At 67.1% G+C, this 20,537-nt stretch carries 19 protein-coding genes; 9 read left to right on the forward strand and 10 right to left on the reverse strand.

What is annotated here, in order from left to right; genetic code table 11:
- The gene (nagA, locus tag LGT36_RS00775) at nucleotides 1-873 is read left to right on the forward strand and encodes an N-acetylglucosamine-6-phosphate deacetylase (protein ID WP_226095142.1); all 873 of its coding nucleotides are present in this window, start codon (nucleotides 1-3) and stop codon (nucleotides 871-873) included.
- Nucleotides 874-895: 22 nt separating this feature from the next.
- On the opposite strand, the gene purU is transcribed toward nagA, so the two are convergent.
- Nucleotides 896-1,750, reverse strand: coding sequence for a formyltetrahydrofolate deformylase (gene purU, locus LGT36_RS00780; protein WP_226095143.1), 855 nt, complete (start codon nucleotides 1,748-1,750; stop codon nucleotides 896-898).
- A gap of 49 nt (nucleotides 1,751-1,799) precedes the next feature.
- Between purU and LGT36_RS00785 the strand changes: the two genes are divergently transcribed.
- Nucleotides 1,800-2,303, forward strand: a complete 504-nt coding sequence (locus LGT36_RS00785) for a GNAT family N-acetyltransferase (RefSeq protein ID WP_226095144.1) — start codon at nucleotides 1,800-1,802, stop codon at nucleotides 2,301-2,303.
- Between the two features lie 8 nt (nucleotides 2,304-2,311).
- Here LGT36_RS00785 and LGT36_RS00790 read toward each other — a convergent pair whose 3' ends face one another.
- On the reverse strand, nucleotides 2,312-4,165 hold the full coding sequence (locus LGT36_RS00790) for a methyl-accepting chemotaxis protein (RefSeq protein WP_226095145.1): 1,854 nt from the start codon (nucleotides 4,163-4,165) through the stop codon (nucleotides 2,312-2,314).
- 332 nt (nucleotides 4,166-4,497) lie between these two features.
- Between LGT36_RS00790 and glyA the strand changes: the two genes are divergently transcribed.
- From glyA to LGT36_RS00805, 3 genes are all read left to right on the forward strand, one after another.
- Nucleotides 4,498-5,796 carry a serine hydroxymethyltransferase gene (glyA, locus tag LGT36_RS00795; protein ID WP_304515555.1) on the forward strand — a complete coding sequence of 433 codons (1,299 nt, stop codon included), beginning with the start codon at nucleotides 4,498-4,500 and terminating at the stop codon, nucleotides 5,794-5,796.
- A complete protein-coding gene (locus LGT36_RS00800; protein ID WP_226096981.1) occupies nucleotides 5,797-6,672 on the forward strand; it encodes a bifunctional methylenetetrahydrofolate dehydrogenase/methenyltetrahydrofolate cyclohydrolase in 876 nt (291 codons plus the stop codon).
- Nucleotides 6,673-6,767: 95 nt separating this feature from the next.
- Entirely contained in the window at nucleotides 6,768-7,577 is an 810-nt protein-coding gene (locus LGT36_RS00805; RefSeq protein ID WP_226096980.1) for an exodeoxyribonuclease III, read from the forward strand.
- Nucleotides 7,578-7,587: 10 nt separating this feature from the next.
- Here the strand turns inward: LGT36_RS00805 and LGT36_RS00810 are convergent, their stop codons facing one another.
- Nucleotides 7,588-8,820, reverse strand: coding sequence for a galactokinase family protein (locus LGT36_RS00810; RefSeq protein ID WP_226096979.1), 1,233 nt, complete (start codon nucleotides 8,818-8,820; stop codon nucleotides 7,588-7,590).
- Between the two features lie 91 nt (nucleotides 8,821-8,911).
- Here LGT36_RS00810 and LGT36_RS00815 point away from each other — a divergent pair, with 91 nt between their 5' ends.
- On the forward strand, nucleotides 8,912-9,481 hold the full coding sequence (locus LGT36_RS00815) for a hypothetical protein (protein ID WP_226096978.1): 570 nt from the start codon (nucleotides 8,912-8,914) through the stop codon (nucleotides 9,479-9,481).
- A 12-nt stretch (nucleotides 9,482-9,493) separates the two neighbouring features.
- Here LGT36_RS00815 and LGT36_RS00820 read toward each other — a convergent pair whose 3' ends face one another.
- On the reverse strand, nucleotides 9,494-10,615 hold the full coding sequence (locus tag LGT36_RS00820) for an Mrp/NBP35 family ATP-binding protein (RefSeq protein WP_226096977.1): 1,122 nt from the start codon (nucleotides 10,613-10,615) through the stop codon (nucleotides 9,494-9,496).
- 86 nt (nucleotides 10,616-10,701) lie between these two features.
- Here LGT36_RS00820 and LGT36_RS00825 point away from each other — a divergent pair, with 86 nt between their 5' ends.
- The gene (locus LGT36_RS00825; protein WP_226096976.1) at nucleotides 10,702-11,292 is read left to right on the forward strand and encodes a hypothetical protein; all 591 of its coding nucleotides are present in this window, start codon (nucleotides 10,702-10,704) and stop codon (nucleotides 11,290-11,292) included.
- A gap of 20 nt (nucleotides 11,293-11,312) precedes the next feature.
- Here the strand turns inward: LGT36_RS00825 and LGT36_RS00830 are convergent, their stop codons facing one another.
- The 4 genes from LGT36_RS00830 to LGT36_RS00845 all read right to left on the reverse strand — a co-directional run bounded on the left by LGT36_RS00830 (nucleotide 11,313) and on the right by LGT36_RS00845 (nucleotide 15,652).
- Entirely contained in the window at nucleotides 11,313-11,840 is a 528-nt protein-coding gene (locus LGT36_RS00830; RefSeq protein WP_226096975.1) for a DUF1003 domain-containing protein, read from the reverse strand.
- A complete protein-coding gene (locus LGT36_RS00835; RefSeq protein ID WP_226096974.1) occupies nucleotides 11,833-13,131 on the reverse strand; it encodes a magnesium transporter MgtE N-terminal domain-containing protein in 1,299 nt (432 codons plus the stop codon). The genes LGT36_RS00830 and LGT36_RS00835 overlap by 8 nt, the downstream gene beginning before the upstream one ends.
- Nucleotides 13,132-13,172: 41 nt before the next feature.
- Nucleotides 13,173-14,063: a phosphotransferase gene (locus tag LGT36_RS00840; protein WP_226096973.1), complete on the reverse strand. Its 891-nt coding sequence runs from the start codon at nucleotides 14,061-14,063 to the stop codon at nucleotides 13,173-13,175.
- A 146-nt stretch (nucleotides 14,064-14,209) separates the two neighbouring features.
- On the reverse strand, nucleotides 14,210-15,652 hold the full coding sequence (locus tag LGT36_RS00845) for a pyridoxal-dependent decarboxylase (RefSeq protein WP_226096972.1): 1,443 nt from the start codon (nucleotides 15,650-15,652) through the stop codon (nucleotides 14,210-14,212).
- A 97-nt stretch (nucleotides 15,653-15,749) separates the two neighbouring features.
- Between LGT36_RS00845 and LGT36_RS00850 the strand changes: the two genes are divergently transcribed.
- Complete coding sequence (locus tag LGT36_RS00850; protein ID WP_226096971.1) at nucleotides 15,750-17,150, forward strand: PLP-dependent aminotransferase family protein; 1,401 nt, start codon at nucleotides 15,750-15,752, stop codon at nucleotides 17,148-17,150.
- Between the two features lie 258 nt (nucleotides 17,151-17,408).
- Here the strand turns inward: LGT36_RS00850 and LGT36_RS00855 are convergent, their stop codons facing one another.
- Together LGT36_RS00855 and LGT36_RS00860 are read right to left on the reverse strand one after the other, a co-directional pair.
- A complete protein-coding gene (locus tag LGT36_RS00855) occupies nucleotides 17,409-18,788 on the reverse strand; it encodes a hypothetical protein (protein ID WP_226096970.1) in 1,380 nt (459 codons plus the stop codon).
- 121 nt (nucleotides 18,789-18,909) lie between these two features.
- Nucleotides 18,910-19,935 (reverse strand): LLM class flavin-dependent oxidoreductase, encoded by a 1,026-nt coding sequence (locus tag LGT36_RS00860; protein ID WP_226096969.1) that lies wholly within the window; start codon nucleotides 19,933-19,935, stop codon nucleotides 18,910-18,912.
- A gap of 118 nt (nucleotides 19,936-20,053) precedes the next feature.
- On the opposite strand from LGT36_RS00860, the gene LGT36_RS00865 reads away from it, so the two are divergent.
- Entirely contained in the window at nucleotides 20,054-20,437 is a 384-nt protein-coding gene (locus LGT36_RS00865) for a DUF1304 domain-containing protein (RefSeq protein ID WP_226096968.1), read from the forward strand.
- Nucleotides 20,438-20,537 lie beyond the last annotated feature (100 nt).

Raw genomic sequence — 20,537 nt, forward strand, 5'->3', positions numbered from 1 at the left:
GTGTACACGGATATCCACTGCCACGGCGGTGGTGGACACGCCTTCGGTGACTCCGTCGAGGGGACCCTTGCCGCTCTTGCCGCCCATCGCGCCCACCGCACCGCCCGCGTGGTCGCCTCTCTGGTCTCGGAGCCGCTCGAGCGGACCGCGGCGGCGATGAACGTGATTCGCAAGGCCATGGCAATGGATCGAGGACTCCTCGGGGTGCACCTCGAGGGGCCGTTCCTCGCGCCAGAGCGCAAGGGCGCCCACGACCCTTCATCGCTTGCCATCCCTACCCCCGACGCCGTGACGGCACTCCTCGAGGCCGCCGACGGGATCGTCCGCCAGATCACGATGGCTCCTGAACTGCCACACGCTCTCGACGCCATCGAGCGGTTTGTGGAAGCAGGCGTTGTCGTGGCGGTCGGTCACACCACGGCCGACGCTGACACGGCGAGGGCCGCCTTCGATCGCGGCGCCACGCTGGTCACTCACGCGTTCAACGCGATGCCGGGCCTGACCGGTCGCGCGCCAGGGCCGGTAGGTGCCGCGCTGGTCGACTCTCGCGTCACGGTGGAGGTGATCGCCGACGGCATCCACGTCGACCCCGTGCTGGTCGCGATGCTCTTTGCGGCCGCTCCCGGCAGGGTCGCCCTCGTGACCGACGCCATGGCCGCGGCTGCTGCGGCACCTGGCCGCTACGTGCTCGGTGGACTCGATGTCGATGTGGTGGATGGCAAGGCAGTGATCGCTGGCACCGACACTCTCGCAGGGTCGACCCTCACGATGGACAGGGCCGTAGAGGTGTGCGTCGCGGCAGGCGTCTCACGCGACGAGGCCGTGGCCGCGGCGTCGACGGTACCGGCGAGAGTGCTCGGACTCGCGGCGTAGCGCTTGCCTCTGCGGCGAGCCGCTAACGGAACACGATGGTGCGATGCCCATCGAGAAGCACGCGATGCTCGGCGTGCCACCTGACTGCACGGGCTAGCGCACGGCGTTCGACGTCGGCTCCAATGGCCGTGAGCGTCTCTGGCGTGTGGGTGTGGTCCACTCTCTCCACGTCTTGCTCGATGATGGGGCCCTCGTCAAGATCGGCGGTCACGTAGTGAGCTGTCGCTCCGATCAACTTCACTCCGCGGTCGTGCGCTTGGAAGTAGGGGCGCGCTCCCTTGAAGCTCGGCAAGAACGAGTGGTGGATGTTGATGGCGCGCCCGTGCAGCGCCCTCGAGAGCTCCGGCGACAGGATCTGCATGTAGCGCGCCAGCACCACCAACTCGACATTCGCGTCGTCCGCTAGCGCGAGCAACGCGGCCTCGGCGTCGGCCTTGGTGTCTACTGTGACGGGGATGTGCACAAAGCGCTTGCCATAGAACTCGGCCAGGTCACGCAGGGTTTCGTGATTGCCAACGACGGCGACGATGTCGATCGGCAGGGTGCCCGCGCGCTCGCGGAAGAGCAAGTCATTGACGCAGTGTGCCGCCTTGGACACCATCACGATCGTGCGCATCCTGCGGCCAGCGACGTCGAGGCTCCAGGTCATCTCGAAGCGCTCGGCGAGAGCCCCAATCGCGACTTCGAGTTCGGCGCGCGGCGCTGGCGCGGCAACCTCTACGCGCATGAAGAACAAGCCGGTGTCGGGGTCCCCAAACTGCTGCGACTCCGTGATGTTCCCACCGTGCTCAGCGAGCAGGCCAGACACCGCATGCACGATGCCGGGGCGGTCGGGGCAGGACAGGGACAACACCCAGGCGGTCGGTTCGTTGGACACGGCCTCAAGGCTAGTCGTGTTTGTGGGCAAATCCTGACACGATAGGCACATGAGCGACGACCTCGACGTGCGTATTGACCGTATCGGCCACGACCACGCCGGCGAGTTGCTCACCGTGCGTCGGGCGGCCTTTGTGGTCGAGGCCCAGTTGTACAACGACCCGCACATCCCCGCACTGACGCAGACACTTGAGCAACTGGAAGAGGATCTTGCGAGCGAGGACGTGGTCACGCTCGGTGCTTGGTACGGACCGCGCCTGGTCGGCTCGATCCGCGTGGGGTTGGAAGGCGACAAGGCCACGATTGGCCGCTTGGCCGTCGTGCCAGACATGCAAGCCCGGGGCATCGGCACCAAGCTGCTCTTCGCGGTGCTGGCCTATCTGCCGGACACCACGACGGAGGTCTGGGTCTTCACTGGACAGAACTCGAAGCACAACATCGCGTTGTACAACAAGGCCGGTTATGAGCACCAGTTCGACGAGGTGTCGGGCGACCTCACCTACGCCTACCTGCGCAAGATCCTCGAAGCAGGGAACATCGTCGACGACGCCTGAGTGGTGGCCTAGTACTTGAACTGTCCTACTTGATCGCTGAGGCTGCGCGCGATCCCGTCGAGTTCCTCGGCCGCCGCCCTCAAGTCATCCATCGTGTGAGCCGTGCCGCCAGCCTCGAGCGCGACCTTGGCGGCCTGCTCGGTGATCCGGTTGGTCGCCTGGACGGTGCCGGTGATGGAGTCGTTGATCGCGACAATGGATCCTCGCTGTTGAGTCGCGGCGACCGTCACGCTCTCGTGTGCGCGCGCGGCGTCAGACACCGCCGCTTGAGCGCGGCTGAGGGCGTCAAGCACCGTCTCGATATCGTCGTGTTGCTCGGCGGCAACCCTTCCAATCGCGGCCGATGCCTCGCGCGACTGGCTGGCGAGAGTCTCGACCTCGCCTGCGACCACGGCAAAGCCCTTGCCCGCCTCGCCTGCCCGCGCGGCCTCGATGGAGGCGTTGAGCGCCAGCAAGCGAGTCTGTGAAGCGATCGCGGTGATGGCCTCGACCGATTGAGCGATGCCCTGGCTTGAGCGCCCGAGCGAGCCCGCGAGGTCGGCCGCGCGTGCGATCTCTTCAAAGACGTGCTGAGACGACGTGTTGACGAGGTCAATCCCTTGGGCCACCTCGTGCGTGGCCGAATCGAGGCTTTCTCCCGATGCGGACACTTCTCCCAGCAGTTTCTCGACCCCCACCACTTCCGATTCTGTCTGGCGAGTCAGCTCGAGCGTGTCCCTGGCGGCGCTGTCGACCACGTTGGTCGTGGCGCTGACCTGTGCAGAAGCCCCTGCGACACGTTCCGTCTGTTCCGCAAGCGTGCGGAAAGCCTGGGCGAGGTCGATGCGAGCCGTCTCCAACTCGCGCCCGATGCGACCGAACTCGTCGCGGCCGTGAGGAACAGGGGAGGGGGTCAGGTCCCTGGAGGAAAGCCGGGACATCGCCCTCACGAGTTCGCCGACGTTCTTGCGGGTGAGCAGGAGGACGGCCCCTGCCCAAGCGAGAGCCACCACGAGGCTGACGACGATGAGGGTGATGGCGAAGCGGGTTCCCTCGCTCAGGGCGTCAGTGCGCTCGCCAATAATCCGGTCGAGACCGGCGAAGACCGGCGGGACGGCGGTCGAGATTCTGGTCGCGGCGTTGGTGGGGTCGATCGCCGCTGGGTAGGCCAGGGAGCCGCTCATGTACACAGCGGTGGCCTGGAGGTCGTTTGATACCGATGCGAGGCCAGCCATCTCGTCCTCGATGAGGGGGTCTGCGGTGAGCTCGGCTACCTCGGCGCGGTAGTCGGTGATGCGGTGCGCCGAGTCGCCAAGCTGCGCGGCGAGAATGGCGTACGTACTGGTCTGGGCCGAATCCGTGCCCGTCGGCTCCAGGCTCGCATCGGCGAGAGCGACGAGGGCCTTGGGAATTTCCTCGATCACAATCGCAATGACGTAGTGGGAGTCAAGCTCGGAATCGAGGGCGAGATTCGACTCGTCAGCAACCGTCTCAATGAACTTGGCGAGGCGATGAGCGAGCGCGTTGCGCGAGGCGGGATCTGCGGTGCCACTGGTACCGGTGACGACGGCACCCCAGGCGCTATTCACTCCCAACTCTTGCCGATCTGCCACCGCACGGGAGACGGCGTCGAGGTCTGGCTCTCCTCCTGCCGTCGTGACCGCAAGGGCCTCGATCGCGGGGGTGAGCACCTCGATTCCTGCGTGCTCAAGGGAGTTGAAATGCTGTTGTTGCTGAGTGAGGGAAATGTAGAAGAGGCCAGCGACCGCGGTCGGGATGACGAGCAGCACCACCAGCAGGCTCAGTCTCAACCACAGCGCGACGGACGACATGAGTCGCTCGCCTGCCTTGAGCGGCGATCGCGTTGCCGCCAGTGGGGGCACTTTTCGCGGACGCATGCTACGGCCGACGCGCGTCATCGCAGCGCCGGCGCCGAAAAACTTCCTCGCGCCGAGTCTCATGGGAGCCCCATCGGCAGCAAGCGCGCAATGTTCAGGTTCCCATGCCCCGGGAAACGTGGCTCCCTTGGTGGCGACAGGGCACATCCGATAGAGTGGCGGTGTCGCGACTGGCGCACGCGGTTCACCGCGAGGAAGCGACATGGTGGACGGGACGGCACGTGTTCCCTCTGCCGACCACGGTCGTTCCGCCTGGGCCACGGTCGCCGAACACTCACCTCGGCGCCGCGCGCGCCGACTGACGCGAAGGAACCGCGATGACCGAAGCCGCGACTGACTCTGCCACGCAGTCGATCATGAACTCCACACTGTCCGAGCTCGACCCCGACATCGCTCAGGTCCTCGACCGCGAGTTGGGACGCCAGCGCGACTACCTTGAGATGATCGCTTCGGAGAACTTTGTGCCGCGCGCCGTGCTGCAGGCCCAGGGCTCCGTGCTGACCAATAAGTACGCTGAGGGCTACCCTGGCAGGCGTTACTACGGTGGCTGTGAAGAAGTCGATGTCGCTGAGAATATCGCCATTGAGCGCGCCAAGAGCCTCTTTGGGGCCGAGTACGCGAACGTGCAGCCTCACTCGGGAGCAACGGCGAACGCCGCCGTGCTTCACGCCTTGATCAACCCCGGCCAGAAGATCATGGGCCTGTCCCTCGCGCATGGCGGTCACCTGACCCACGGCATGAAGCTCAACTTCTCCGGCAAGTTGTACGAGGTCGCGGCCTACGGGCTCGACGAGCAGTCCCACCGCATCGAGATGGAGCAGGTGCGCGAGCAGGCGCTCGCAGAGCGGCCCGACGTCATCATCGCCGGTTGGTCCGCGTACCCCCGCCACCTCGACTTTGCCGCCTTCAGGGATATTGCCGACGAGGTGGGCGCCAAGCTGTGGACGGACATGGCGCACTTCGCTGGACTGGTGGCCGCAGGCCTGCACCCCAGCCCGGTGCCTCACTCTGACGTGGTCTCCACGACCGTTCACAAGACGCTTGGCGGTCCGCGTTCGGGACTCATCGTGTCTCGCGACACCGAACTTGCGAAGAAGCTCAACTCCGCCGTGTTCCCCGGTCAGCAGGGCGGTCCGCTGATGCACGTGATCGCGGCCAAGGCGACCGCGCTCAAGATCGCGGCCGGGGCAGAATTCAAGGAGCGTCAGGAACGTGTGCTCGAGGGTGCCCGCATCCTCGCCGAGCGTCTCACGGCGCCCGATGCCATCGAAGCCGGCATCAACGTCGTCACCGGCGGCACCGACGTCCACCTGGTGCTCGTGGACTTGCGCAATTCGCCGATCGACGGCCAGCAGGCTCAGGACCTCCTCCACGAAGTGGGCATTACCGTCAACCGCAACGCCGTGCCGTTCGACCCCCGTCCGCCGATGGTGACCTCGGGTGTGCGCATTGGCACCCCGGCGCTCGCGACGCGCGGCTTTGGCGCGACGGAGTTCACCGAGGTGGCCGACATCATCGCGACCGCGCTCAAGGGCGACGCCGACATTCCCGCACTGCGGGCCCGTGTGGCGAAGCTCGCCGACAGCTTCCCGCTCTACCCGGGACTCGCTCAGTAAATGGCGGGCATTCTCGACGGCAAGGCGACCGCCGCGACCATCAAGGCCGAACTGGCCGAGAGGGTCGCGGCACTCGCCGAGCGCGGCATCGTTCCCGGCCTGGGCACCCTGCTCGTGGGAAGCGACCCGGGCTCCACGTGGTACGTCAATGGCAAACACGCCGATTGTGCTCAGGTGGGCATCACCTCGATCAGGGAGGACCTCCCCGAGACGGCCACGCAGCAGGACATCGAAGCCGCAGTGCGCCGTCTCAACGACAATCCCGCGTGTACGGGGTTCATCGTCCAACTCCCGCTGCCGGCAGGCATCGACACCAACAAGGTGCTCGAACTCATCGACCCTGACAAGGACGCTGACGGCTTGCACCCCACCAACCTCGGCCGCTTGGTGCTGAGGGTCGGTGAAGACGTGACAAGCCCCCTGCCGTGTACGCCAAAGGGAATCATTGAGCTGCTCGAGCGACACGGGGTGTCGCTCGCGGGCAAGCACATCGTGGTGGTCGGCCGCGGCACCACGGTGGGCCGCAGCATCGGATTGTTGCTCACCCGCAAGGCGGTCAATGCGACGGTCACGTTGTGCCACACCGGCACCGTCGACCTCGCTTCGCACACGCGCCAGGCCGACGTGATCGTCGCCGCAGCCGGGGTGCCCGGCATCATCGGAGCCGACATGGTCAAGGAGGGCGTCGTGCTGATTGACGTCGGCGTGTCACGGGTGACCGACGAGGCGACGGGCAAGTCCGTCGTGGCAGGCGACGTGGCTTCAGGAGCGATTGACAAGGCATCGTGGTACTCGCCAAACCCTGGAGGCGTCGGGCCGATGACGCGGGCAATGCTGCTGGACAACGTGGTCGAATCGAGCGAGAGGACCGCGTGACGGCAGCGTGGGTGGGGAGCGCTGCGTCGGCGTTGTCTGGGGAAGCGGCTAGCGTGGCCTGAGGCCAACCAGAACCCAACGCGAGGAACACACTGATGCGCATCGTCACTGTCAACGTCAACGGGGTGAGGGCTGCCCTCCGCAAGGGTATGCAGGAGTGGCTCGACGCCGTCGAGGCCGACGTGGTCTGCCTCCAAGAGGTGAGGGCGCCTGACGAGGTGGTGGACGAAGCCTTCGCGGCTGGCTGGAACGTGGTGCACGATGCTTGCGAGATCAAGGGTCGAGCAGGCGTGGCCATTTTGTCGCGCGAGCCGCTTGGGGACGTGCAGGCCGGGGCCGCGGCACTTGGCGAGGCTGCGGCCGTCCCTGCGCATACCGGCCGGTGGATCGAGGCGACGGTGCCCTCCGTTGCAGGACCAGTACGGGTGGTATCCGTCTACGTGCATTCAGGCGAGGCGGGCACCCCCAAGATGGACTCCAAGTACGAGTTCTTGGATCTCATGACGGAGCGGATGGCTGCGCTCGCTTCTGCCTACGACCGAGTAGTGGTCATGGGCGACATCAACACCGCGCATACGGAGCACGACATCAAGAACTGGAAGGGCAACCTGAAGTCCGCAGGGTTCTTGCCTGAAGAGCGCGCCTACCTTGACAGGTGGATCGCCGCCGGCTGGGTGGACGTGCACCGCACGCTCGTGGGCGAGAAAGACGGCCCCTACACGTGGTGGTCCATGCGAGGTAAGGCCTTTGACACCGACACTGGCTGGCGCATTGACTACCAGTACGCGACCCCCTCACTGGCGGCGGTCGCCGCGCACGTGCGCGTAGATCGGGCCGCCGCGTGGGATGCCCGGTGGTCCGATCACGCACCGCTCGTGGTGGACTACGCCCTCGCTGCTGGGTAGTGCCGGCTGCCTAGAAGAAGCTGAACGCTGGGCGAGGCAGTCCCTGCCGAGCGAACGCAGCGTCGATGAACTGCGCTGCCTTGTTCGCTTGGGCTCGGCGCATCAGTGCTACGGCGGATCCGCCGCGGCCGGATCCAGTGAGTCTGGCCCCCAACGCACCCGCCTTGAAGGCCTCGTCGACCGCGAGGTTGAGTTCTTCGCAACTCACGTCGAAGTCGGTCTCTAGCGAGGCGTGTGAGCGGAACATTGCCTTGCCTACCGCGACAAAGCGCTCGTGTGCCGGCGCCGTGCCCGTCAACTCGTCCCTGACCACTTCGACGCGCTCATTCTCGGTGAAGACGTGTCTTGCCCGACGGCGCAAGAGCTGATCCTCCAAAGCTTCGATCCGGGCCAAGGCGCGTGGCACGCTACGCAGGGCACCGATGCTCTCCACCCCGAGTGCGGCTGCGGCGCTGGCGATCTGTGCCATCCGTTCCCTCACCATCTCGTTCTGATCGGGGTGTGGCACGCCTACGTCGATGATGAGCAGGCCGAGGCCGTACTCGGCGAACGTCAGCGGGCAGGCCGACGCGAACGGAGGTGTGGCGGCGAAGTCGAGGTAGAGGGCCTGGCCTGGGACACCGCGCATGATCGCGTGTTGAGCGAGACCCGCAGTGGCGCCTCCTGCGATCTCGTTCTCAGCGTCGATGCAGACGTCAGCCAGTTCAACGGCGTCGATGCCCGTCTTGAGGGCGAGACCCCACACCGCGTTTGCCGCCAGAGCCGTGGCGCCCGTCAACGAACTGGACGCGCTGAGGCCCGCCGAGAGAGGGACACACGAGGCGAACGCCATGTCGATCCCTGTGCTCGCGTATCCGCGCTCGAGCAGGGCCCACAGCACACCGGCAGGGTAGGCCATCCAGCGATCCTGTCCCACGAGGTTCTGGAGGGAATCAAGGTCGCCCTCCCAGACGGGGTCGTCGTCGCCGATCGCCTCTGGTCGATCGGTGCTGAACCGCACCACCCTGTCCTCACGACGCACTGCCGCGACGTACGTGCGGTGGGGGATTGCGGTCGGCAGGGAGACGCCTTGGCTGATGTCGGTGTATTCGCCGACGAGGTTGATGCGGCCGGGCGCCGACCACACGCGACTTGCCTCGGCGCCAAACACCTGGCGCAACCTTTCCCTCGCCCGTCGCTCACCCTCATCGAGCGACCACGCGTTCATCCACCGCGGTTCGGCGAGATCAGACGAAAGGCCCATGTGGCCCATCATGCCAAAGGCTGACCTGCTCGCGAGCCCCTGAGCGTGCCATGATGAGGGAGGAAACGCAGCCTACTCAAGGAGCAATCTCATGGCCGCCCGTAAGACGCCCTCCTCCGCCACTCCGGAACCGGAGCCAACGCCTCAGCCAACGCCTCCTCCCGCGCCTCCAGCGCAGCATTCTGAATCGGTACTTGGGCGCCTGCGAGGCAACCGGATGGGGGCCGTGCTCGGCGGGCTTGTGGTCGCACTAGTTGTCGGCGCATTGCTGTCGGTGCTCGTGCCCGACTCGCAGTTGCTGCTGGCCCTCGCGCTCCTAGGTCTTGGAGAGGCAGCGGCGGTCGGATACACGGTGCGCTACCTCAGCACGTACAGGGGACTCGCGACGCAAGTGACCGCCTTCGTGGCGACGGTGATCGGCGTCCACGTGCTCGCCACCACCGGCATCGTCAACCAACAGATCGGCGAGATCGGCGATTTCGCAGGCGTGCTCGGCGGCGGAATGGGAGGCGGTCTTGGCTGGGACGACGCCCTCATGGGCGCCCTCGCGACTCCGGCGGCCTCGACCGGCGCCGTCGTGTGTGGGCTGATCGCGGCCATCATCGCTGGGTGGGGTCCGCGCAGTGACGTCGAGATTCACGTCACTGACGGCCCCGCATAGGCCGCTAGTCGACTAGACGGGCGAGACCCCGAGGGAGCGTCCGGCCAGTCCGCGCTGGCGTGCGCCGAGGGCGCGAGCCATGTCGCGCAGCGCCACTGCCGAGGCCGATTCTGGGTCGGCGATCACCACGGGGGTGCCTACGTCGCCGCCCTCGCGTGCGCGCACGTCGAGAGGGATCTGGCCGAGCAGCGGCACCTTCGTGCCAAGGGTCTCGCTCAGGCGGTCCGCCACACGCTGGCCGCCGCCCTCGCCGAAGAGGTGCAGGCGGCTGCCATCCGGTTGGTCGAGCCATGCCATGTTCTCAATCACGCCCACCACTGACTGGGACGTCTGGGTGGCGATCGAACCCGCCCGCTCAGCCACGCCTGCGGCAGCAACCTGAGGCGTGGTGACGACTACAAGTTCGGCGTGTGGCAGCAACTGCGCGACGGAGATCGCGATGTCGCCTGTCCCTGGCGGCAGGTCGAGGAGCAGCACATCGAGGTCGCCCCAGAACACGTCCGCCAAGAACTGCTCGAGAGCGCGGTGCAGCATCGGGCCGCGCCATACGACGGGCTGGCCCTCGGGAACGAACATCCCGATGCTCACGGCCTTCACCTCATGCGCGATCGGCGGGAGCAGCATGTCATCGAGGCGGGTTGGCTGAGCGGTGATGCCCAGCATGCCAGGGATGGAGAAGCCAAAGATGTCAGCGTCTAGCACGCCGACCTTCAGGCCATCGGCCGCCATCGCTGCGGCGAGGTTCGCGGTCACCGTCGACTTGCCCACGCCGCCCTTGCCAGAAGCGATCGCGTAGACCCTCGTCATGTTCCCTGGCTGGGTGAAGGGAATCACGGGCTCCGGCTTGCCGCCGCGCAAGGCGGACTTGAGACCTTGGCGCTGTTCATCCGTCATCACGCCCAGCTCGACGCGGACGTCGGTGACGCCGTCGACTGACATTCCAGCGGCCGTCACGTCGCCGGTGATGCGATCCTGCATCGGACAACCAGCGATCGTCAGGTCGATGCCGATGACGGCGAGACCGTTGTCGGCGACCTCAATGCTGCGGACCATGCCGATCTCAGTGATCGGCCTCCTGATCTCTGGGTCAATGACCTTGGACAGTGCAGTGCGGAGCGCTTCAACCGTTGGCATGCCACCATCGTAGGCACCCTTGCGCCGCCTTCAGTTCTTCCGCTACTGTCCGAGCACGCACAGCCGCATCGAGGCGAGGGGGAGTCATGACAGAGTTCACGCCGGAACAGCACGGATCGACGCCGTATCAGGGGCAGCCGCCCGTTGCGCCTCCTGCTTACCAGGCGCCGACGCCGGCGCCGGCTTTCCAGAGCCAGCCTCCGCTCATGCCTCCTGTCACCACTCAGTACGCGCCAAGTGCTCCCGGAATCGAAGAGACGGGGGTCGCAGGGTCGTGGCTGCTCGCCACCGGCGCGGCGATAGCCGTAGGAGCGATTGCAGCCTTTGCCTACGCAGCGATCTCCTTCGCCATTCAACGCGAGTTCCTCATGCTCGTCATCGGCTTCGGCGTGCTGATCGGGCTGACCGTCGCCTTCGTGGCGAAGCGCACGGGGCCAGTGACAGGCCTTCTTGCTGCGCTCATCACGGCCGTCTCGGTGCTCGCGGCAGACGCCCTCATGGTCGTCTTCTTCGCTGCGGGCTCGATTGGTACGGGAATGTCGCGACTGGCCGACGTCGACCTCGGTACCGTCATCTCGGCTTACTTCGACGATCCGCTTGGCTACCTGTGGTTGGGCGTGGCGCTGTTCGCCGCTTTCAGCACGGCGTCAGGCAAGGGCGCCAAGAACGAGTCCTAGCGGCCCGCTAGGGCGCCTGGTTACCCGGCGCCTGCCGAGTCGTCGCGGTCCCGCTCCCTTTCGTCCTGGCGCAGCTCTTCAAGGAGCGATCTCAGTTCCGACCGCACGAAGTCGCGTGTCGCGGTCTCGTTGAGAGCCTGACGAAGCGCGGCCACCTCTCTCGCGAGATACGCCGTGTCTTCAAGGGAGCGCTCCGCGCGTTGGCGGTCCTGTTCGGCGCTCACCCTGTCGCGGTCGTCTTGGCGGTTCTGCGCGAGCAGAATCAGCGGCGCAGCGTAGGAAGCCTGGAGCGACAGCACCAACGTGAGGGCGGTGAAGTACAGCGCAGGGGAGTCGAAGCGCCACCCCCGCTCGGCCGTGAAGGGGAGCACGTTCCACGTCAACCATGCCGCCACGAAGATCGTGAGATACACGAGGAACCGCGGCGTCCCGATGAAGCGAGCGATGCCCTCTGACACGCGTCCAAAGCGGTCCGAGTTGCGCGACGACGCGGGTCGTGAGCCAAAGAGCCGACGCTCGCCCTTGGGGCGGTCAAGACGTTCAGCCACGCTTGCCCCCTTGAGCCTGACGCTCCGGTGCGTGTGGGTCCCCAGCGTCGTGCTCGCGCCAGTCGCGCGGCAGCAAGTGGTCGAGCACGTCATCGATCGAGATGGCGCCCAACAGGCGGTTGTCGTCGTCAACGACCGGCAGCGCGAGGATGTCGTACGCGGCCATGCGACGAGACACCTCCGACAAGGTGTCGGTCGGTGCGAGCGTCGAAATGGCGGGGTCCACAAAATTGCCGACGGAGTCGTGGGGGGCTTCTCGCAACAGTCGCTGAATATGGACGAGGCCCACGTAGCGCCCGGTGGGAGTCTCCAACGGGGGTCGCACGACGAACACCATCGAGGCGAGCGCAGGGGGAAGGGAATCGCGTCGCACCAAGGCAAGGCAGGTGGCCACGGTCGTCTCTGGGCCGACGATCACGGGCTCCGTGGTCATCAGACCACCGGCGCTGTCGTCCTCGTAGCCCAGCAGTTGTCGCACCTGGTTGGCGTCGTCAGGCTCCATGAGTTCCAGCAAGGCCGCCGCGTCCTTCTCAGGAAGGTCACCCAGCAAGTCGGCCGCGTCGTCGCGCTCCATCGCCTCGAGGACGTCCGCCGCGCGTTCGGGATCGAGGGTGCGCATGAGGAAGATCTGATCGTGCTCTGGCATCTCCTCCAGCACGTCGGCAAGGCGTTCGTCGTCAAGAGCGGCCGCGATCTCGGCGGTCCGCGTGGGGCTCATCTCCATGAGCGCTGCCGCCAAGTCGGCGGGCTTGTAGTCTGCGAAGGACTGGATCACGAGTGCGGCGCCTTGGAGTTTGTCTCGCGTGGCGAGTCCCGTCACCGCATCGATGTCGACGACGCTCGACGCGCCGCGACGCGAGAAGCCAAGCACCCCTCGTCGGCGTTCTCCGTTGCGCACATACAACTTGGTGACCTGCCACAGACGCGCTCGCGTCTGCTCGATCGCGATGTCCTCGATGTAGGCGGTCGACTTGTCGCTGCGCAGCGTCACCGAGCGGTCGAACAATTCGCCGATCGCGAGAGTCTCAGAGGCGCGGGCCTGGAAGCGCCTGAGGTTGACGACGCCTGTGCAAATCACTTGGCCAGGAACGATCGACGTGACGCGCGTCAGCGGCATGAACACACGGCGTCTGCCAGGCACTTCAACCACCAGACCCACGGCAGTGGGCGCGCCGGTACGGCGAACCAACAACACCACGTCCCGCACCCGACCCACTGCATCGCCGATCGGGTCGAAGACCGTCGTGCCTGCGAGGCGCGCCACGTAGACGCGTTCGGTGCCGGTGCTCATGAGGATTAGCCTACTGTCGCAGTTGGGCGTCCCAGCGGAGGCTAGCGCGAGCGGTGCGCGACCCCGAGGGCCTCAAGTCCGGCCCACCCAGCCGTAGCGCGCGCGCCAGTTCCCTCGGCCGCGAACGCGAGCGCGTAGAAGACGCCCTCAGCCCTGGCTCGCGCAAACGTCCGTGCGTCGATGGGGCCATAGCCAATGGTGAGTGCATCCCAACCGTCCTGACCCACCAAAACGAGCGCCTGACCCAAGTCGGCGGCAGGGTCCCCGGCGGCCGACTCGCTCCAGTCGACGATGCCAGCCAGCTCCCCGTCATCAGTGAGGACATTGCCAGGGTGGAGGTCGAGATGCGTCCACGCGGCGGCTGGCCGCGGGGTGGTGGCGCCTTGTTGGAAGACCCTTGCGGCAGCTCGGGCGTCCAGACGCCAGGGAGAGCCGACTGGCGTTGCTGCGAGCGCGTTGATCTTGTCCGCCACCCTGTCGGAACGCTGCAACAGAGCCAGGGAGCGCAGCGGGTGGCGAGGAGCGTCGGCAGGAGCGGGAGTGTGCAAGGCGCGAAGAGCCGCACCCAACTGCGCCACTCCCAGACGGTCGAGAGGCTCCACGTGCGCCGGGGTGCCCTTGAGCCACGGCACGACCGTCCATGCCCAAGGAAAGTCTGCCGATGGCTTTCCGACGCGCACGGGCACGGGGGCGGCGAAGGGCCACGACCTCCCGACGGTCGGTAGCCACACCGTCTCGGTGGTCTGCTTTGCCGCCGCTCGCTCGTGGAGTGGCAAGCGGATTGCCCATTGCTCGCCGAGACGCCACACGATCGAGTCTCGTCCCTCGCAATGCGCGCCAATCGCCAGGCTGTGCGCCTCGGGGAACTGCGAGTCGAGCAAGCGCCGCACGAGCGCCGCGTCGATGGCAAGCCCCGTGCGGGGCGTTAGCACACTATTGACCACCCCTTGACGGTAACGGTCCCAAACCGTGGCGCATATGGCACTTTGTCACAACTCGTCATGCCCCCCATTGTGGGGGCACGCTGACACAAATGGGACGTACCTCGCAGGGGCCAGATTTCCACGGTGCATTCGACTCAGGAGGCGCCGAGGACCGAGTGCCAGCAACGCAGGATCGCGTCAACTGACGCGTGTACGTCGTCTGGCGTGGTCGCGGCGTCTGACACCGACAGCCGCAGAATCGTGCGACCGTGCCACACGCTTCCGCCCGCCCACAGGGTGCCCTCGCGGCCGATCGCGCTGATGACTGCTGAGGTCACGTCATCGTCGCCTCGCGCGCCAGCCGTGCGTCCAAAGGCCACTGGCACCTGGTTGAGAGTGGGCTCAACGAGCACCTCCGCACCCGCCGCACGAAGGAGCCGCGCAAACAGCGCGGCCATGGAGCACGAGTGGTCAAGGAGCTCCGCAATCCCGGAGCGTCCGCGAGCGGCGAGCAAGGCCCATGTCTCCACGCCGCGAGCGCGTTGAGACATGTGAGGGCTCAAGTGCATGAGCGGGCGCGCGTCCGTGCTCGTCAGATATGGCGCGTGCATCGCCATGGCACGGTAGAGATCGTCGTGGTGGCGCACGATCACCAACCCCGAGTCGTAAGGGGCGTTGAGCCACTTGTGCGCATCGGTTGCCCACGAGTCAGCGAGTTCGACGCCTGCGACCTGCTCTGCCAACGTGGGGGAGGCGGCAGCCCACAGTCCGAATGCGCCGTCGACGTGTACCCATCCTCCGCGCTCGCGGACGCCGGGAATGATCCGCGCGAACGGATCGCTCGCTCCGGTAGTGACGTTCCCTGCCTGCAAGAGCACCAAGGTGAGTTCGTCGGTGTCGGTGGGGAAGGCGTCGGCGTCTATTGCGCCGCGCTCGTCGACGGGAACCCGCTCGACGAGGCCAGGCGCAAGGCCCGCCAGGCGCAGAGACTTGAGCGCCGAGATGTGCACCTCGTCGCCGACGATGACGCGTAGTCGTGGTGCGCCAGCAAGCCCCAACTCATTGACATCCCAACCCGCGCGAGCAAGCAGCGCATCCCTCGCGGTCACGATGCCCGTGAAGTTCGCCAGGGTGGCACCCGTCGTGAACGTCGCTACCGCATCGCGCGGCAGCCCGAGCAGGTCCACTATCCAGGCGGCCGCGACCTCGTCGAGCACAGTGGCGGCCGGTGATTGTGCCGGGAGTGCCGCGTTCTGATCCCATGCGCCAGCCAGAATGGAGGCAGCGGCCGCGGCAGGCTCGACGCCCCCGTTGACGTAGCCGAAGTAGCGTCCCATTGCTTGCACCACCGTGGCGGGAGAGCCCACCTCGTCGAGTTCTCGCAACACGTCGTTCGCGGCGCGCGGTTCGTCCTGAAGCGGCCGCCGGAAGGATTCAAGCCTGGCCACAGCGTCGGCCGTGGGGGCGATTGGCCGATGAGGCGCCGCCGCGAGGTAGCCGCCGGCCCTGCGCGCGGCCTCCGTGGTCACGGCAATCCTTTCGCGCAAGCGTGCGAGAGAGCGTGGATGGGTGTGCACTGCAGTCAGTTCGGCGGTCATGGGCTCATGCTTGCGCGACTGGCCCCCTCGATCCAGTGCCGCTTGAAATGCCACTGGCACTATGCAAGAGGGTCCAGTTTGCGGGATGCTGGCCCGCATGCGCACCACCGCCGAACAACTCTCCGATGTGCTTGATCACTGGCAGACGGGCACGGGTCCCCTGTACGTGCAACTCGCCAATGCGATTGTGTCCTTGGGCGAGTCCGGTTCACTCGAGCACGGCTCGCGCATGCCCTCCGAACGCGCGCTCGCCGACCACCTCCACTTGTCGCGCAACACGGTGACGGCGGCCTACCAACGGTTGCGAGACTCCGGCTGGCTCGAGGTCAGGCCGGGCGCAGCGCCGACGCTCGGGGTGAGCTCGCGTGGCGTCCTTGGGCTGAGTCCCCAGGAGCGCTTCGCCCAGATCCTCACGGGAGAGAGCGAGCCGATTGTCGCCTTCAACACGGCCTCGCCGCCGCCTGCACCCATCGTTACCAGAGCGCTCGGCGACTTGTCAGGCTTCCTGGGCGGTTCGCCCGCAGTGGGCAACGGGTACGCAGCGCTGGGGTCGAGGGATTTGGTGCTGGCCGTCACCGAGCACCTGCGAGGGCAAGGGGTGCCTGCGCGGCCGGAGGAGATTGTCATCACCTCGGGTGCGCAACAGGCAATCTGGCTGGTTGTCACCATGCTGGCGACCTCGCGCCGGCCGGTCGCGCTCGAATCGGTCACCTACCCTGGCGTGTTTGACGCTGTCCAGGCCTCCGGCTCACGCCCGCTTGCTTTGCCGATGGGCCCCGACGGGCTCGACGTGCCCGGCTCGATCAAGCTGTTGCGCGCCGCGCGCCCTGACCTCGCCTACACCACCACCTTCCACAACCCCACCGGCACCGCGATCGGCGAGGACGACGCGCGACTGCTGCTTGAAGCGTCGGCCGCGTTGGCCACCACGGTGATCGACGACCGCACCATCGGCGACCTCGCGCTCGACGGCAGCACCCGCACGCCCTTTGCGGCGATGGGGACGGACGCCTCCGTGATCACGATCGGCGGCATGTCCAAGGTGTTTTGGGGAGGGCTGCGCATCGGCTGGCTCCACACCAACGCGACGCTTGCAGCGCAATTGCGGCACCGCCGCGCCGCCATGGACCTCGGATCGCCTGCGCTGTTCCAGCGGGTCGCGGCTCGGCTGCTCGCTGATCACTACCAGGAGACGCTGCGCTGGCGCGTGGCGACGATGCTCGAGTCCCTTGACGCCGTCGACGAGGCAGTCGCCGAGCACGGTCTCGACTGGGAGTACTTGCGGCCCGTCGGCGGCCCGGCCCTCTGGGTGAGGCTTCCTGACGGCGGTGCGACGCGTTTTGCCGCCCGTGCGGCGGAGGCTGGAGCTCCTGTCGCCTCCGGAACCGCGTTCGAGGTGCTTCCGGGGACGGGCGCCGATCGATTCCGGTTGCCGTTCTACCTGCCGCCTGAAGAGATGCGACTCGGCATCAAGGTGCTGGCGGATCGGGCGGCTTAGCAGCGCCTGGCGCGGCGCGGCGCTTGAGGCCCCGCCCCTCGTGCCGTACCGTCCCTGACACAGCCTGAGCCCCTGGCCCGGCGCGTCGCGCCGACACGCCGAGCGGCACGCCTGCCGAGTGTCAGGGACGGTACGGGGTGGCGGCACGAGGGCGTGGAGGTACGAGGTGGCAGCACGAGGGCGTCAGCGCATGAAGGCGCCGAGTCGCTGCGGCACTGAGCCGCCGTGGTGGCTCGGTGTGGGAGCCGTGGCCGAGCCCTATTCCACTGAGTCGGAACTGCCGCTCGCCCGGGCTTCCACCCGTTCTTGGCGAGCCCCCTTGACCCGCTCCGTCACCGCGTGGATCGCCGCTGCCAGCGCGAACGCACCGGCGAACAGCGCGAGCGCGGCAATCGGGTTCTCCATCAAGGCAGGGTCGATTACCATGACCGCAGCGAGCACCAGCATCGTGACGCCGGCAAACAGCTTGAGCAGCTCGCCGTGCTTCTCCTGCATCTTCATGGCTCGCATGGTCCAGATGGCGACCGCCAGCACCAAGAACTCGTCCAGCAAGAACGGCACCATGTAGGCGACGAACAGCCCAGCGGTCTCGAGCGCGCCCACCCCATTTGCCTGGAGCATGCCCGTCCACAGCACGGGGAAGCCAGCGGTACAGGGAGTCTCGAGAAGCGACACGGCCACAGCGAGCGCCACGGTGGCTGCGAGCGCCGGAATGAGTGCCCGCTGACCGGCGGCCGCGCGCATGCGCTGGTAGATGCCAGGTTTGGCGGAGTCGCTGATGGTGAAGGACAGGCCCTTCTTGAACGCGAAGTAGTCCTTGACGCTCACGGCACCAAATACGCCGGCCACGACCGCCACTGCAATCTGAATAGCGCCGATGAAGCCCACGACGGCCAGCGCCGAGTAGATCGCCCCCATGTACAGGGCGTACATGCCCGCCGTCACCACCAGGAACGTCGAACCGATGGCGACCACGCGGCGGCGTGATCCGGTGCGCAGCACGATGGTGAGCAGCACCGAGATTGCCCACAGCGAGCACGGGTTGATCCCGTCGACGAAGCCGATGATCACCGTCGACACGAAGAGCGAACGGTCGCCGAGCGACACTTCGCCAACGATCGGAACCTCGATCAGCTGACCGTCTTCTTCGACGGTGCAGATGGCGTCCTCTTCCGAGCACGTGCCAGCACCGGCCGTGCCGTAGACGCCCGCTCGCGGTTCCTCACCTCGAGAGACCTGGTCAATGGCGCCAGCCATGTCCTGCCGGATCTGATCCGTCCAACCGATCCACACTCGCTCGCCCACGATCGTGGTGGGCACAGATCCTGCCGTGAAGTCGAGCCGCTCGGCCTCTGCGGCGAAAAGGTCGCGGTTGTCCGCGTCGTTCCACACCTCGTACTGCGCGATCTTGAGGTCGGGGTACTGGTCCTTGACCTCGTCCAGCCACTCCCGCTCCTTCTCACAGTTCGGGCAACCGTCGCCCCAAAACAGAACCAGGTCCGCTTCGGGGTCGACTCCCGGCGTGACGGTGGCAGAAGCGGGGCTCGTCGAGCCGAGCACGCTCAGCGCCAGGGCGGCAAAGGCCAGGATGACGAGTCGCGCCAAGACGGTACGGCGGGAGACGGAGGTAGCGGGCATGGTGGGGATCCTACCGACGGGACGACGCTGTGGACCGTCAGTGTAGGCAGAGCTGAGCGCCGTCGCGTAGGCACTTGGTCTGGCGAGGATTCGACGTGTGCCCTCGCGGTGTGCCCCTGCGCTAAGCGCCGTCCCATCCAGCGGGTGGTTCGGGCGCGGCGAGACGCAACGACCTCTCCCTGTCCTCTGACGCGAGGGCGCCGTGGACGGTGATCGACTCGTCGGCGTGCGCCTCGTCGGCAAACGTCTCGAGATACTCCCGCACGTCGCTGGCCGTGCCCACGGCCGTATAGCGAGCCATCTGGGCGAGCTGTGCGCCCCGGGGGCTCGCGAGAAAGGCGTCCACCTCGTCGTCGCTGTACTCCTTCACGGCAGGCCCGCGCGGGATAAGCGCCCTCACCCTGAACCTGCGTGAAGCGGCAAACTGCGCCGCAGCGTCGTCCGCATTCTCCGCCGCGAAGACGCTCACCCCCGCGATGACGTACGGCTCAGCCAAGGCGTCGGACGGGCGGAAGGTGTCCCGGTAGACGCGCACCGCCTCGTGGAGGGCGGCGGGAGCGAAGTGCGACGCGAACGCGTAGGGCAGGCCGAGCGCGGCTGCCAACTGGGCCCCGAAGAGGGAGGAGCCGAGGATGTACAGCGGCACAGCGTCGGCCGGTGACGTCGCGGCGGGGACCGATTGCACGCCAGGAACGCGCGAGGCGCCAGCGAGGTAGTCGCGGAGTTCGGCGACGTCGTCGGGGAAGCGATCGGAGTCGGTGGGGGAGCGGCGCAGCGCAGCGAACACCGCGCGGTCCCCGCCGGGGGCGCGGCCGGGGGCGCGGCCGAGGCCGAGGTCGATGCGGCCTGGATGCAGTGCTCCCAGGGTGCCGAACTGCTCGGCGATGGTCAGGGGCGAGTGGTTGGGCAGCATGATGCCGCCCGCGCCAACCCTGATGCGCTCCGTGTGCGCGGCCACATGCGCGATGAGCACGCTCGTGGCGCTGGACGCGATGGTGGGCATGTTGTGGTGCTCGGCGTACCAGACGCGCTGGTAACCCGCCTGGTCCGCGGCTTGGGCCATGCGGGCGGTGGTGGCGAGGGCGGACGACGCCGTTTCGCCTGGCGCGATCGGGGCAAGGTCCAGTACGGATAGGGGTAGGGGCATGGTGTGGTCAACCGCCGCGGGTGCCCGTCGCTTCCCGGGCTTCCCGCGCTGCCCAACGGGCCAGATGAGACAGGTGGGAAGATGGCTTGCCCGTCCCCACCGCTTCTTGGAGGCACTCATGGTGCTTGTCGCCCTCGTCCTGGCCGGTCTCGCGGCCGCGCTGCACGTCTACATCTGGGCCATGGAGTCCCTGTGGTGGACCACACCGCGGGTGCGCGCCACGTTTGGCACCACTGTTGAGCAAGCCGAAGCGACCCGCGGACTGGCCTTCAACCAGGGGTTTTACAACCTGTTCCTGGCCGCGGTGACGGTCGTGGGAATCGCCGGATACGCCCGGGGTTCCGACGCGGTGGGAGCCGCACTGGTGGTCGCCGGCGCCGGATCGATGGCCGCGGCAGCTCTCGTGTTGGTCCTTTCTGACCGGACCAAGGCGTCGGCCGCGGTCAAGCAAGGGGCGCTGCCGCTGCTGGCGCTGGTGCTCCTCGCGATCGCGCAGCTCTAGTTCCCAGCGTTGCTTCACACCCACACACTGCGCGGCCGAACAATTCTGACCGCCGAGCGCCGCGACACGCGCTGTCGGGCGCGTTGCCCCGGCGTGTCGC

Origin of the sequence: Demequina sp. TMPB413 (assembly GCF_020447105.2) — a bacterium.
GTDB lineage: Bacteria > Actinomycetota > Actinomycetes > Actinomycetales > Demequinaceae > Demequina.